At 63.9% G+C, this 14,169-nt stretch carries 12 protein-coding genes; 6 read left to right on the forward strand and 6 right to left on the reverse strand.

Annotated elements, in window-relative coordinates; translation table 11 throughout:
- The first annotated feature begins 114 nt into the window (after positions 1 to 114).
- Both Q4I12_RS04120 and Q4I12_RS04125 read left to right on the forward strand, forming a co-directional pair.
- Positions 115 to 861: a class I SAM-dependent methyltransferase gene (locus tag Q4I12_RS04120; protein ID WP_302260686.1), complete on the forward strand. Its 747-nt coding sequence runs from the start codon at positions 115 to 117 to the stop codon at positions 859 to 861.
- A 92-nt stretch (positions 862 to 953) separates the two neighbouring features.
- Entirely contained in the window at positions 954 to 1,394 is a 441-nt protein-coding gene (locus Q4I12_RS04125; RefSeq protein ID WP_302260687.1) for a YqaA family protein, read from the forward strand.
- A gap of 203 nt (positions 1,395 to 1,597) precedes the next feature.
- Here Q4I12_RS04125 and Q4I12_RS04130 read toward each other — a convergent pair whose 3' ends face one another.
- From Q4I12_RS04130 to Q4I12_RS04145, 4 genes are read right to left on the reverse strand one after another with little or no spacing between them, the layout of a single operon-like run.
- A complete protein-coding gene (locus Q4I12_RS04130; RefSeq protein WP_302260688.1) occupies positions 1,598 to 2,926 on the reverse strand; it encodes a histone deacetylase family protein in 1,329 nt (442 codons plus the stop codon).
- A complete protein-coding gene (locus Q4I12_RS04135; RefSeq protein ID WP_302260690.1) occupies positions 2,919 to 3,263 on the reverse strand; it encodes a hypothetical protein in 345 nt (114 codons plus the stop codon). Before Q4I12_RS04135 ends, Q4I12_RS04130 begins: the two co-directional genes overlap by 8 nt.
- Before the next feature lie 17 nt (positions 3,264 to 3,280).
- Positions 3,281 to 3,934 carry a dTMP kinase gene (tmk, locus tag Q4I12_RS04140; protein ID WP_302260691.1) on the reverse strand — a complete coding sequence of 218 codons (654 nt, stop codon included), beginning with the start codon at positions 3,932 to 3,934 and terminating at the stop codon, positions 3,281 to 3,283.
- A gap of 7 nt (positions 3,935 to 3,941) precedes the next feature.
- Positions 3,942 to 4,979, reverse strand: a complete 1,038-nt coding sequence (locus Q4I12_RS04145) for a 3'-5' exoribonuclease YhaM family protein (RefSeq protein ID WP_297139683.1) — start codon at positions 4,977 to 4,979, stop codon at positions 3,942 to 3,944.
- Positions 4,980 to 5,101: 122 nt separating this feature from the next.
- On the opposite strand from Q4I12_RS04145, the gene surE reads away from it, so the two are divergent.
- From surE to gap, 4 genes are all read left to right on the forward strand, one after another.
- Entirely contained in the window at positions 5,102 to 5,860 is a 759-nt protein-coding gene (gene surE / locus Q4I12_RS04150) for a 5'/3'-nucleotidase SurE (protein WP_168936060.1), read from the forward strand.
- A gap of 61 nt (positions 5,861 to 5,921) precedes the next feature.
- Positions 5,922 to 6,682, forward strand: a protein-coding gene (locus tag Q4I12_RS04155) for an IS5 family transposase (RefSeq protein WP_302260694.1) whose coding sequence is annotated in 2 segments (ribosomal slippage) — positions 5,922 to 6,279 and positions 6,279 to 6,682 — 762 coding nt in all. Because the reading frame shifts where the segments join, the coding sequence is not laid out codon by codon here.
- A 290-nt stretch (positions 6,683 to 6,972) separates the two neighbouring features.
- A complete protein-coding gene (gene fba / locus Q4I12_RS04160; protein ID WP_168936061.1) occupies positions 6,973 to 7,899 on the forward strand; it encodes a class II fructose-1,6-bisphosphate aldolase in 927 nt (308 codons plus the stop codon).
- A gap of 69 nt (positions 7,900 to 7,968) precedes the next feature.
- Entirely contained in the window at positions 7,969 to 8,970 is a 1,002-nt protein-coding gene (gene gap, locus Q4I12_RS04165; RefSeq protein ID WP_302260696.1) for a type I glyceraldehyde-3-phosphate dehydrogenase, read from the forward strand.
- A 405-nt stretch (positions 8,971 to 9,375) separates the two neighbouring features.
- Here gap and Q4I12_RS04170 read toward each other — a convergent pair whose 3' ends face one another.
- On the reverse strand, positions 9,376 to 11,679 hold the full coding sequence (locus Q4I12_RS04170; protein WP_204674526.1) for a hydratase: 2,304 nt from the start codon (positions 11,677 to 11,679) through the stop codon (positions 9,376 to 9,378).
- A 428-nt stretch (positions 11,680 to 12,107) separates the two neighbouring features.
- Positions 12,108 to 13,934: a glutamine--fructose-6-phosphate transaminase (isomerizing) gene (gene glmS, locus Q4I12_RS04175; protein ID WP_168936065.1), complete on the reverse strand. Its 1,827-nt coding sequence runs from the start codon at positions 13,932 to 13,934 to the stop codon at positions 12,108 to 12,110.
- Positions 13,935 to 14,169 lie beyond the last annotated feature (235 nt).

Below are 14,169 nucleotides of genomic sequence, written 5' to 3' on the forward strand. Positions count from 1 at the left end.
GAGGGGGACAACGGGCCTTTTCGGGCTTCCCCCCTTTCCCCGTCGCGTCTCATCAAGAAAAAAAGATAGCCAGAGTGCCGCTGATGCGCGCGTTCCGGGATAAAGAGGATACTGATGGATGAGCTGACCTTGCTGGCAGATCTGCACAAAGCAGGACTGCGTCAGGGCCCGGGCAGCCCGGACGTCACTCGCCGGGCCATGGTGCTGGCAGGACTTGACGGTTCACGCCCGCTGGAAATTGCGGATATCGGCTGCGGCACAGGCGCCGCCAGCCTGGAGCTGGCCCGGATACTGGATGCCCGGATCACGGCCGTGGACTTTCTGCCTTCCTTCCTGGACGTCCTGCGGCAGCGTGCGCAGGCCCAAGGGCTGAGGCGGATCATAACGCTGGAAGCATCCATGGACGCCCTTCCCTTCACGGATGCATCCTTTGATGTCATCTGGTCGGAAGGGGCTGTCTACAATATGGGCTTTGAGGCCGGAATAGCCGCCTGGAAACGCTTCCTCAAGCCCGGCGGCAAGATGGTGCTTTCCGAGATCACATGGACGACCGCCGCACGACCGCAAACCATCACGGATTACTGGACAGCACAGTACCCGGAGATAGATACCGCCTCCGCCAAGCTGGCCGTACTGGAGCGTCACGGCTACAGGCCGGAAGGCTACTTTCTCCTGCCCCCCTGCTGCTGGCAGGAGCATTATTACGGCCCTTTGCGGGAACGCTTCCCCGCCTTCCTTGACCGTCACGGGCATAGCCCCCAAGCTGCGGCCATCGTGGCAGCCGAGGAAAAAGAGATGGCCCTGTACCAAAAATATGGCCAGTTCTACAGCTACGGCATGTATGTGGCCGCCAAAGTCTAAGATGCGGTCTTGATGTTTTTGTCCCCGTGTTCCTGCCTTCCAGACAGGTGGCGCAGGCCCTCTTCTTCTGGTGGCCCGCAGGAGGCCCGTGGATGCTGACCTTGCTGGCCCTGTACGGCGGCCTGTTCCTCACCGCGCTGGTGGCGGCCACCCTGCTGCCCGCGCAGTCGGAGCTGCTGCTGGGCACCCTGATGGTGCAGAGCGGGGAACCGGCCTGGGCCCTCATCACCGTGGCCACCCTGGGCAACAGCGCGGGCTCGGCCGTCAACTGGTGGCTGGGCCGTTATCTCACCCGCTTTCAGGATCGCCGCTGGTTCCCCTTCTCGCCGGAGTCCCTGCGCAAGGCCGAGGGCTGGTACCACCGTTACGGCCGCTGGACCCTGCTGTGCAGCTGGATGCCCGTCATCGGCGATCCCCTGACCCTGGTGGCCGGTACCTTGCGCGAACCCCTGCCCTCCTTCCTGCTTCTGGTGGTGCTGGCCAAACTGGGCCGCTATCTGGCGGTGGCCGGTGTGGCCTTGGCGCTCTGGTGATAGATGAAAAAAGGACGCCCGAAGGCGTCCTTTTTTACATCCATCTCAGAATCTCATCCCAAGATGTCCCTTATAAGCGGTTTTTGAAGGGGGTGGGGGAGTTTGAGGGGGCGGGGGGAACTTTTTTCCGCCAGGAAAAGTTCCCCCCGCCCCCTCGATATCTTCACCGGCCAGTATCCGGTGACGAGCTTTGTTCCAACGGCCTATTTCAGCGCGGCGTCGCCGTCCAGCACCAGCACATGGGCGTGGAGGCCGGCCTTGCGGGCCGCCGCGGCGCGGGCCTCGGCCTCGGCGCGGCAGCGGGGGCAGGCGTGGCGGGGGATGAGCAGGCACAGGGAGCGGGCCACGCGCTCGGAGCTGGTCTCGAAGCAGCCCAGGCCGGAGCAGTCCGGGCACAGGCGCCAGCTTTCGCGCTGGCTCTCGCGCAGCATGTCCGTATCATAAAAGATATGCTTGCGCCGCGTCCACCAGCCGTTCTCTTCCTCGCCTTCCTGCGGCACGGACGGCGGGTTGTGGTACAGCTCCAGCAGGCCGTCGCAAAGGCGGGCGATGTAGTCGCTGATCTTCTGTTTCTGGCGGGTGCTCTCGGGCCGCCACTGGGGCTCGCGGATGTCGCCCGCGTCCAGGCCGGCCAGCGCCAGACAGATGCCCAGGTTCACATAGGGCAGGGCGCCGCGGATGGCGTAGCCGCCTTCCAGCACGGCGATGTCCGGGTTAAGGGCGCGGTTGAGGGCCGCATAGCCCTGGGCCGAGAGCTTCATGTTGGCCAGCGGGTCCGTGAAGTGGTTGTCCTGCCCGGCGGAGTTGATGACCAGATCAGGCTTGAAGTCCGCCAGCATGGGCAGCACGGCGTGCTCGATGGCGTAAAGGTAGCCCTCGTCCGAGGTCTCGGGCGGCAGGGGGATGTTGATGGTGCGGCCCAGCGCGCCCGGCCCGCCGCATTCCTGCGGAAAGCCCGTGCCCGGATAGAGGGTGCGGCCGTCCTGATGCAGGGAGATGAACAGGGTGTTCGGGTCGTTCCAGAAGATGTCCTGGCTGCCGTCGCCGTGGTGCACGTCCGTATCCACGATGGCGATACGCAGGGGCCGCCCCGTGGGATGCGGATAGTGGTCGCGGATGTACTCCACCATCACGGCTTCGTTGTTGATGTTGCAGAAACCGCGGTTGCCGTGGGTCACGCGCATGGCGTGGTGTCCCGGAGGACGCACCAGGGCAAAGGCCTTGTCTTCCTTCTTCTCCATGACCAGACGGGCGGCCGTGATGGCCCCGCCCGCCGAGGCCCGGTGCGAATCGGTGACCACGGCGCCGGTGGAGGGCAGACAGAAGTGCACGCGCTCCACCTGGGCGTTGGTGGCGAGCTCCGGGCGGTACTCGGTGATGCCGGGGATGTCGAACAGGCCTTCTTCCGCCAGCTGGTCGCGGGTGTAGAGCAGACGCTCCTCACGCTCGGGATGGGTGGCGGAGATGGCCCAGTCGAAGGCGGGGAAGAAGACCACGCCCAGCCGGTTACGGGCTCTCAGGGGATCAGTCATCGTCGTCCAGCATGTTTTCGGCAAAGATGTCGACGCTGTAGCGCGCATAGGAGATCATCTTGCCCAGGCGGCCCAGAGCCATGGCATAGGCAAGGTTGGTCTCGGCCACGGCCGCGAAGAGCAGGCCGTTGTCGTCTTCCACCACGAAGACGCCGCCGGGCTTCTGCTCATGACGGAAGACCACGCAATGCAGCAGCCCGGGATCGCCCAGGCGGGAAACGAATTCGCAGCCGGGCAGGGGGCTCTCGTCCAGCACGACCTGTTCCAGGGCGGCATCGGTACGGGGCAGGAAGCGCAGGCGGCCTTCCTCGGCGGTGACGGTATACAGTTCGCTCATGGCAATATCCTTACGTCTTATTCCAGCCCGCTGCCGCGCTGCTTCAGATGCCGCTCCACGGCGGAGAGGCATTGCAGCACCACGTCCTCGGGCTGTTGCGATGCGTCGATGATGGCGATGCGGTCGGGCTCTTCCGCCGCGATGGTCAGATAGCCCTGGCGCACGCGCTCGTGGAAATTGAGGCTCTCGCTGTCGAAACGGCCTTCGGAGAGCACCGTGCCCTCGCGCCGGTTGCGCAGGCCCGCGCGCTCCAGCCCCACGGACACGGGCAGGTCGCAGAGCAGGGTCAGATCCGGTTGCAGGCCGCCGGTGGCCAGATCGTTGGCCCGGCGCAGACGGTCGGGATCACGGCCGCGGCCGTAGCCCTGATAGGCCAGGGTGGAGTCGGTATAGCGGTCGCAGATGACGATCTGTCCGGCTTCCACCGCCGGACGGATGATCTCGGCCACATGCTGGGCCCGGTCGGCTAGGAAGAGATAGAGCTCGGCCCGGTTGCACAGGCCGGAATTGCGGGCGTCCAGCAGGATGGGACGCAGGGCGCGCCCCAGACCGCAGCCGCCCGGTTCGCGCGTCAGCAGCACGTCGTGGCCGCGCTTTTCCAGTTCCAGGGCCAGCAGCTGCCGGGCCGTGGTTTTGCCCGAACCTTCTATGCCTTCGAATGTGATGAACATGGCAGCCTCACAGCAGGGAGAGCATCCCGTCCTCCCCGGAAGACTTCCGGGAGGCGCGGGGCTTCTTTTCGACTTTTTCTTCCACCGGCGTCTGCGCGCAGCGGTGCATGGCCCGGCCCAGGGTGGCCTGATAGGGCGTCCAGCTCTCGCCTTCGCCCAGCTGGGCGAACAGGCCCCGGCACTGGGCCATCTTGGCGTCGATGTTGTCCGCATAATGCAGCACGAGGGCCTCGGCGGTCTGCGGCACGCGCACGGCCCCGAATTCCAGCGTACCGTGGTGGCTCAGGACCAGATGCTTGAGATGGCGCTGCAACTCGGGCTCCAGGCCCGATTTTTCCAGATAGGGAGCCAGCATCTCCACGCAGATCTCCAGATGCCCCAGCAGGCGGCCCTCGTCGGTATAATCGTTGGCGATGCCGCCGGAAAATTCGCGGATCTTGCCGAAGTCGTGGAACAGGGCCCCGGCCAGCAGGGTCTGGCGGTCCAGCTCGGGATACTGGTCGGCCAGACGGCGACAGAGCTTGAAAACGCTCAGGGTATGCTCCAGCAGGCCGCCCGCATAGGCATGGTGCACGCCCTTGGCCGCCGGGCAGGTGCGGAAGGCCTCGCGCAGCTCTTCATTTTTGAACACTCCGTCCACCAGCTTGCGCCAGGGCTTGTAGCGGAACTCCTCGCGGATCAGCCCCATGAGCTCGTCCATCATGGCATCCAGCGGGTAGGGGCTGGCGGGCATGAAGTCGGCCAGGTCAAGGGCCGCGCCTTCTTCCGGCGAAAGCAGGCGGCCTTCCTCCACCGTGAACTGGAGCTGGTCGCGGAAGGTGCTCACCCGGCCGTGGGCATAGAAGAAGCTGCCCGTATGCAGGGCGGGGAAAGAGGCGCTCAGGGGCGACCAGATCTTGGCCTCCACGCTGCCGCTGGCGTCGGCCAGCACGAGCCGCCAGTACGGCCCGTTGCGCGAGCTGCCCTGTGCGGCCAGGGTGATGACGAAGACGCCTTCCGCTTCGTTGGGGGCCGCCATGTCTTTGACGAAAATGCCTTTTTGCATATATCCTGACTCTGCGGCCAAAGGCCGCCTGTCTTGTATGTTCTGAGGTCCCGGGGTATCCCCGCAGGCCCGCGGGGGCCTGTTTATCCATAAAGATTCCCTTGTTTCAGAGGTATTGTCAAATGCGTGTCCTCCTGACCAACGACGACGGCATCCGGGCCGAGGGCCTGCGTGCCATGTACCGGGCCCTGCGCGAAGCCGGGCATACCGTGCATGTGGTGGCCCCCATGCATGAGCAGTCCGGCGTGGGCCATTCCCTGACCTTTTTCGATCCCCTGCGTGCCCACAAGATCGAGGAACCCGACTTCGAAGGTCTGGGCCTGTACGGCACCCCCACGGACTGCGTGAAGCTGGCCCTGGGCAACCTGCTGAAAAAGCGGCCCGACATGGTCATCTCGGGCATCAATGCGGGCAGCAACGTGGGCCCGGACATCCTCTATTCCGGTACCGTGGGCGCCGCCACCGAAGCCGCCCATGAAGACCTGCCCAGCATGGCGCTCTCCTGCGATGCCGGCGGCGGCCACCCGGACATGGATGCCATCGCCCGCCACGCCGTGGAGCTGGCCACGCGCATCGACTGGAAAAAGGTGGCCCACCGCCGCGTCATCAACGTCAACTATCCCCGCGGCCCGCTGTCCGAGGCCAAGGGCCTGCGCATCTGCCCGCAGACCAGCGCCGTGTGGAAGAACGCCTACGCCGAACGCAAGGACCCGCGCGGCGAGCCCTACTGGTGGCTGGAAGGCGAGATCCCGCCGCACACCATCAACGCCGGTTCGGACAAGGACCTGCTCAATCGCGGCTATATCACCGTGACGCCCCTGCGTTTCGAGTTCACGGACCACGAAAGCCTGCGCAGTCTGGAGGACATGCTGCTTTCCTAGATAGTGTCGTCAAATTCAAAAGTATGTTATAATCTCTTCACTTACAATGAGGAGAGACCATATGGCGGCACATCGGAGGCATGATATTTCCGACAAGGTATGGGCAAATATTGAAAAACTTCTTCCCGGTTCCAAAGGCTCTGTCGGTCGTCCTTCCGCCGATAACCGATTGTTTATCAACGCCGTCTTCTGGATACTGAGAACCGGGGCTCCGTGGCGGGATTTACCCCCCGATCTTGGCGACTGGAAAAATACACATCGCCGCTTCTGCCGATGGCGAGATCGGGGAGTTTGGGAGAAAATACTCGAAGCTCTCATTGTCGAACCTGATTTTGAATGGCTCATCATTGATGCCAGTCATTGCAAAGTACATCCCCATGCGGCGGGCGCTGCGGGAGGTAATGAGGCCATGAGCCGCACAAAAGGGGGCTCAACTCAAAAATACATCTGGCCGTGGATGCGCATGGTATGCCGGTCAGAGTTATTGTTACAGAAGGTACCCGAGCTGATTGCAAAGAGGCCTGTGCGTTGATTGACGGGTTGAGTGCCGTGGCACTTTTGGCTGATAGAGGCTACGATACGGAGAGTATTCTCCGCAAAGCAGGTGAATCCGGTTTCCAGGTTGTCATCCCGCCAAAGAGAAGTCGTAAAATATCACGCAACTATGACAGAGAGCTCTACAAAGTCAGGCATCTTGTCGAGAATGCTTTTCTCCATCTCAAGCGCTGGCGGGGAATTGCCACACGATATGCCAAAAGATGTGCATCTTTTCTTGCTGCCGTTCAAATCAGATGTATATCTTTGTGGGCAAACATAATTTGACGACACTATCTAGACAGCATACGGCCCCTGCGGGTGCCGATTTTATGAATTTTTCCACGACCGCCCCAAAGTCATTCCCCTTTGGGGCTTTTTTTTATATAATGAATCGCTTCGTTGCGGCTGCCCCACAACAGACCTTCCGGCATGCATCCCTGCCGGATCAGACGGCGGCCGCCGCTACATCAGACAGGCCGGCCGGACAGGCTTTTTCTGTCCGCCTTCCCATTTTATCCCACACTCGCGCATGGTGCGCGCAGTGTGTCGTATCGCACTTGGTGCAGGAGGAATCCATGCCGCTTATCGGGCCTAAGGAAATGTTCGCCGCCGCCTATGCGGGCCGGTATGCTGTGGGCGCGTTCAACGTCAACAACATGGAAATCGTGCAGGGCATCATGCAGGCCGCCTCGGAGGAAAAATCCCCCGTGATCCTTCAGGTCTCTTCGGGCGCGCGCAGCTATGCCGGGCAGAAATACCTCATGAAGCTGGTGGAAGCCGCCCTGGCCGAGGATCCTTCCGTGCCCGTGGTGGTGCATCTGGACCACGGCTCCAGCTTCGAACTGTGCCGCGACTGTATCGACGGCGGTTTCACCTCCGTGATGATCGACGGCTCGCACCTGCCCTATGAAGAAAACATCGCCCTGACCAAGCAGGTGGTGGAATACGCCCACCCGCGCGGCATCTGGGTGGAAGCCGAACTGGGCAAGCTGGCCGGTGTGGAAGAGCATGTGAGCAATGCCGACCATGTGTACACCGACCCCGACCAGGCCGTGGACTTCGTGGAACGCACGGGCTGCGACTCCCTGGCCGTGGCCATCGGCACCAGCCACGGTGCCTACAAGTTCAAGGGCGAAGCCAAGCTGGACTTCGAACGCCTGGAAGAGATCGGCAAGCGCCTGCCCGGCTATCCGCTGGTGCTGCACGGCGCCTCCAGCGTGCCCCAGGAATTCGTGGAAGCCTGCAACAAGTTCGGCGGCCAGGTGGGCGGCGCCCGCGGCGTGCCGGAAGACATGCTGCGCAAGGCTGCCGGCATGGGCGTGTGCAAGATCAATGTGGATACCGACATCCGTCTGGCCGTGACCGCCTCCATCCGCCAGTATCTGGTGGAACATCCCGAAGCCTTCGACCCCCGCGCGTACCTGAAACCCGCGCGACAGGCCGTCAAGGATATGGTCGCCCACAAGATCCGCAACGTCATGGGATCTTCCGGCAAGGCCTAAACCAGTATCTCACGCCGCCTCCACCGGGGAGGCGGCGTTTTCCATCTCTCTCGCGTGAAGGAGCGCAACATGTCCGTATCTTTGGGGATGAACGGCTTTGGCCGCATCGGTCGTTATCTGCTGCGTCTGCTGGCTGACTCGGAAGACATCCGCATCACCACCATCAACGCCCGCGCCGACAATGCTTCGCTGGCCCACCTTTTCAAATACGACTCGGTGTACGGTATTTTCCCCGGCACCGTCGATCATGACGACAACGGCATCATCATCAACGGCCGTCATATCGAAGTCACCCGTTGCAAGACCGGCGAATGGGAATGGGCCCGCCTTGGCATCGACATCGCCGTGGAGACCACCGGTACCCTGAAAAAGCGCGAGGACGCCGCCCAGCACCTGCAGTGCGGCGCCAAGAAGGTCGTGGTCTCGGCCCCCTGCAAGGAAGCCGACGCCACCATCGTCATGGGCGTCAATGACGACATCTACGATGCCGCCGCCCATACCGTGCTTTCCGCTGCCTCCTGTACCACCAACTGTCTGGCTCCCGTGGCCAAGGTCCTCAACGATGCCTTCGGCATCCGCCACGGCCTGATGACCACCATCCACTCCTACACCATGAGCCAGCGCATCCTGGACGGTTCCCACAAGGACCTGCGCCGTGCCCGTGCCGCCTGCGTGTCCATGATCCCCACCTCCACCGGCGCGGCCAAGGCCCTGGCCCTGGTGGTGCCCGCCCTCAAGGGCAAGCTGGACGGCATGGCCGTGCGCGTGCCCACCCCCGACATCTCCCTGGTGGACCTGACCTGCGAGCTGGAAAAGCCCGCCACCGCAGAAGAGATCAATGCCGCCCTCAAGGCCGCCCATGACGGCGCCCTGCACGACAATATGGGCTACTGCGACGAGCCCCTGGTCTCCATCGACTTCAAGGGCAGCACCCACGGCGGCGTCGTGGACGCCCTGTCCACCCAGGTCATGGACGGCACCATGGCCAAGCTCATCATCTGGTACGACAACGAATCCGGCTTCACCAACCAGCTGGCCCGCCTGCTGCGCAAGGTGGCTGCCAGCCTGTAAGGCTGCCGTACGGTAACGAAGACGACAAGGACGGCCCGCGAGGGCCGTCCTTTTTTCATGCCTGATGGTCTGGAAGGATGTTTGGAGGAAGAGGCTACGCTCCCTCCCACTCTAAAAAACATAGGCGGGAGTTCCCCGTCTCGCAAGGGAGCTCCCGCCGTCGCGGCTGTCAGGCCGGGCAGCCGCAGGGCCGCCGGAGCTGTCCCTTGCCCGTGTTGGCATATGTGTTGGAAGGGCAGGCAAGAAACGCGCCCCGGCGGCAGGATCGAGAGTGCCCTGCGGACGTTCCACCTGATGGAATACAGAAAAATACTTTGGCAAAGAGGGGAGGGCCCCACAAAGAAAAAGGGGCCTCCCGGTGAGGCCCCTTTCCAGATGGCGACGCGGCGGTCTCGTCCCGCAGCGTTAGTTGTGGTTGTAGAAGTTGATGAGGCAGCCGTCCAGAATAATTTGGCGTTCGTCGGCGGTCAGGTCGCCCAGGCGCAGTTCCACGGCCTCCACGGCCCCGGCAGCGCTCACCAGCCAGCCGGTGATGCCGGCGGCATCCTGTTCCACGGCGGTACGGATGCCGGGCAGGACGAAGCAGTCGCCCACGCTGAGCTTCTGCGCCAGAGCGGCATCGGCCAGCAGGGGCAGCATGCCCCAGTTGATGAGGTTGGAACGGTAGCGCTTGGTGGCGTATTCGGCGGCCACGTTGGCCCAGCCGCCCAGCACCTTCTGGCAGGAAGCGGCCTGTTCGCGGGCGGAGCCGTCACCGGGCTTGAGGGCGAAGATGGTGGAACCGATGCCGGTGTCCTTCAGACCGGCGCCCAGCACCGCGGCATAGACCTCAGGCTGCGCGGCCTTGAGGGGGGCCAGCATGCCTTCCAGCTTCGCCAGCAGGGCGGCATCGGCAGGATCGGCCAGACGGGCCTTTTCCATGGCCTGCACGTCCTTGGCGCGGCCCACATAGGCGGGATCCTTGCGCGACAGGGTGAACTCGGAAAGCTTGAGCGGGTTGGAACGCAGGGACGAGGTCTCGCCCGAGGGGATGAGCTCGTCGGTGGTGGTCACGGGGTCGGTGATGACCGAAGCCAGCGGCAGCACCAGGTTCTCCGGCAGGGGGCTCATGGACGGCCAGTCGGCGATGTTGGGGCCGCGCTTGAGTTCCGCGGCGGCATCGGCCTTGCCGAAACCGTTGTAGACGCGGCGCTGGTAGATGCCCGCATCGAAAGTGTAGGTGGTGTCCACGGCCAGCTTGTCCCAATCCAGTTCCGTGGCCGGGGTCAGGCGGCCGCCGTTGGCGGCGGTGGCGGCGATGGAGCGGGCGTCCATGAGGGCCACGGCAGAGATCTGGCCGTTGCCGGGCTTGGAGCCTTCGCGGTTGGGGAAGTTGCGGGTGGAGTGGCGGATGGACAGGGCGCCGTGGGCCGGCGTGTCGCCCGCGCCGAAGCAGGGACCGCAGAAGGCGTTCTTGATGACCGCACCGGCGGCCATGAGCTTGGCAGCGGCGCCGTTGCGCACCAGGGCGATGGCCTGGGGTTCGCTGGCGGGATAGACGGAGAGCGAGAACTCGCCGCAGCCGGTGCTCCGGCCGTCCAGGATGGAGGCGGCCATACAGCAGTTCTCGAACGAACCGCCCGCGCAACCGGCGATGATGCCCTGGTCCACCCAGACGCCGCCGTCATGGATCTTGTCGCGCAGCTTCAGGCCTTCACCGGCCTTGCCGAACTGCTTGCGGGCCTCTTCTTCCACGGCGGCGAACAGCTCGTCGGCATGGCGCACCACTTCGGCCACGGGATAGGCGTTGCTGGGATGGAAGGGCAGGGCCATCATGGGCTCGATGGCGGACAGGTCCACGCGGATGCAGCGGTCGAAGCAGGCGGGCTTGTCGTGACGCAGCTCGGTGTAATCGTCGGCGCGGCCGTGCATGGCCAGGTAATCGCGCACCTTGTCGTCCGTGGTCCAGATGGAGGACAGGCAGGTGGTCTCGGTGGTCATGACGTCGATACCGCAGCGGTATTCCACGGAAAGGCCCGCCACGCCGGGGCCGGCGAATTCCATGACCCGGTTCTTGACGAAGCCGTTCTTGAACACGGCGCCGATGAGGGCGATGGCGATGTCCTGCGGGCCCACGCCGGGACGGGGAGCGTTCTCCAGCCAGACCAGCACCACTTCGGGACGGGCCACGTCATAGGTCTTGCCCAGCAGCTGCTTGACCAGCTCGGGGCCGCCTTCGCCCACGGCCATGGTGCCCAGGGCGCCGTAGCGGGTGTGGCTGTCGGAGCCCAGGATCATCTTGCCGCAACCGGCCATCATTTCACGGGCGTACTGGTGGATGACCGCCAGATGGGGCGGCACGAAGATGCCGCCGTACTTGCGGGCGGCGGTCAGGCCGAAGAGGTGGTCGTCCTCATTGATGGTGCCGCCCACGGCGCACAGGCTGTTGTGGCAGTTGGTGAGCGCGTAGGGCATGGGGAAGCGTTCCAGGCCGCTGGCGCGGGCCGTCTGGATGATGCCCACATAGGTGATGTCGTGCGAGGCCAGGGCGTCAAAACGCAGGCGCAGGGTGGGGTCGTCCCCGGCAGCCGTGTTGTGGGCGGCCAGGATGTTCCAGGCCAGGGTATTTTGACGGGCAGCGGCGCAGTCGATGCCGCGCGCCGCGGCTTCTTCCTGTTCCATCAGGGTGTTGCCCTGCACAATGACCGGTTTGTCGCTCAGTTGGATCATCTTGCTTCCTGCGTAGTCTGTGCTGTGCCGTGATGGCGATAAAAGGCAGGCCCGGCCTTTCCCCGTCCACGGCGACGGGGCGATGCGCAAGCATCCGGCGGGCGTGAAATTTTGCACCAGATACTATGCCACAGGCCAAAATGCTTTGGCAATGCCCGGAAGGGGCGCGCGTTTTTTGGGGTGGGAAGCCCCCCCTTTACTGGCGCGAAAAGGGGCCCTTCCCAAAAAGCCCTCCATCCTCCCCCGAACGCACTCTATCTTGAAGGGTGCCAAGCGGCACCACTCCTATGATTTTTTTGTGCTGAAGGTCCCCAACGGGCCCCACCAGCAAAAAAAGTTCTCTTGAGCTCCAGTGGACGCATGGGGCCAGACGCAAAAAGGACGCCTCACGGCGTCCTTTTTCATATGTCAGGGAAGGAAGAGCGGCCCTATTCCACGGTCACGCTCTTGGCCAGGTTGCGGGGCTGGTCCACGTCCTTGCCCAGATAATCGGCCATCTCGTAGCTGAACAGCTGCATGGCGGGCAGGGCCATGAAACCGGCCAGGGGAGCGGGCAGGGCGGGGATCTCCCAGACATCGTCCACGGCCAGATCCATGCCCGGATTGGTCAGGGCGATGACCTTGCCCTGACGGGCCTGCACTTCCACGATGTTGGATTTCACCTTGGGGAAGAGGGCGTCGTCCAGAGCCAGGGCAAAGGTGGGGAAGGCCGGATCGATGAGGGCGATGGGGCCGTGCTTCATCTCGCCGGCGGCATAACCTTCGGCATGGATGTAGGAAAGCTCCTTGAGCTTGAGCGCCCCTTCCAGGGCCAGCGGGTAGCAGTGGCCGCGGCCCAGATAGAAGAAGTTGCGGGCCTGGGCATAGGCACGGGCCAGCTGGCGGGCCTTCTCGTGCATGGCGGGCAGGGCGGCATCCAGCTGGGAGGGCAGGGATTCCAGCAGGGCGATCTGGCGGGCGCGGGCCGCCGCGTCCATGATGCCCTGACGGCCGCCCCAGTACAGGGCCACCAGCGCCAGCATCAGCATCTGGCTGCACATGGCCTTGGTGGAGGCCACGCTGATCTCGGGCCCGGCCTGGGTGTAGATGACGGCCGAGGACTCGCGGGCGATGGACGACCCCACCACGTTGCACAGGCCCAGCACCGGCACGCCGTGTTCGCGGGCGATGCGCAGAGCGGCCAGGGTATCGGCGGTCTCGCCGCTCTGGCTGATGACCAGCACCATGTCGTCCTTGTCCAGGGGCAGGCTCTCGCGGTAGCGGAACTCGGAAGCGATCTCCAGCTGCACCGGCACCTTGGCCCAGGGCTCGATAAGATGCCGCGCCCAAAGGCCGGAATGGTAGGACGTGCCGCAGGCCACGATATGCAGACGGCGCGGTACGGGCAGGGCGTCCAGCTCGGGCAGGAGCACGGTGTCACGGGCGGCGTTGAGGCGGCCGCTCAGGCCATCCACGATGACCTGGGGCTGCTCGAAGATCTCCTTGAGCATGAAGTGGCGGTAGCCGCCCTTCTGGGCCGCCTGCATGTCCCACTGGATGGTCTGGGGCTCATGCTCCACGGGGGAAAGGTCGGCCAGGCTCAGGATCTCATACTCGGAATTGGTGGCGTGCACGATCTCGCCGTCTTCCAGAAAGACCACCGTGCGCGTGTAGGGCAAAAAGGCCGGGATGTCCGAAGCCACGAAGTGCTCGCCCGTGCCGATGCCGAAGATGAGCGGGGCGGACATGCGCGCGGCCCAGATCTCACCGGGATATTCCCGGCTCATGAGACAGACGGCGTAGGCGCCGTGGGCCCGGCGCAGGGCCGCGGCAAAAGCCTTGAGCAGGTCGGCTTCCTGCTTGTGGCAGTCGGCGATGAGGTTGACCAGCACTTCCGTGTCGGTCTCGGAATGGAAGACATAGCCCTTCTGCAGCAGCTCTTCCTTCAGTTCCTGATAGTTCTCGATGATGCCGTTATGCACGATGGCCAGGCGGCCGTCGTTGGAAGCATGGGGATGGGCATTGCGCTCGGCGGGCACGCCGTGCGTGGCCCAGCGGGTATGGCCCATGGCGCAGGTGGCCATGGAAACAGGCTCCTTGGCCAGCTTTTCCTCAAGGGCGGAAAGCTTGCCCTGGGCACGGGTGATGCACAGCTCGCCGCGCTGCACGCAGGCAACGCCCGCGGAATCATAGCCGCGGTATTCAAGACGCCGCAGGCCTTCGATGACCACAGGCACCGCCGGACGGTGCCCGGCATATCCGATAATGCCACACATGGTGACCTCCTATGCGATAAGGGATGGCGGAGAGGGGAGCTTTTTTGAGGGGGAAGGGAACCTTTTCCTGGCGGAAAAAAGGTTCCCTTCCCCCCTCAAACTCCCCCCATCCTTCCAAAAACCGCTCATATGCTGTTTTGCCCCACAGGGCAATCCCTGCTCCGGGACGTACGGCGCCCGAAAAAATCAGGGAAAAATGCCGCAGGGAACGGCTATTTTGTCAGTAAAGTCCCGG

Source organism: Desulfovibrio piger, assembly GCF_951793255.1.
In the GTDB taxonomy this organism is placed as follows: Bacteria; Desulfobacterota; Desulfovibrionia; order Desulfovibrionales; family Desulfovibrionaceae; genus Desulfovibrio.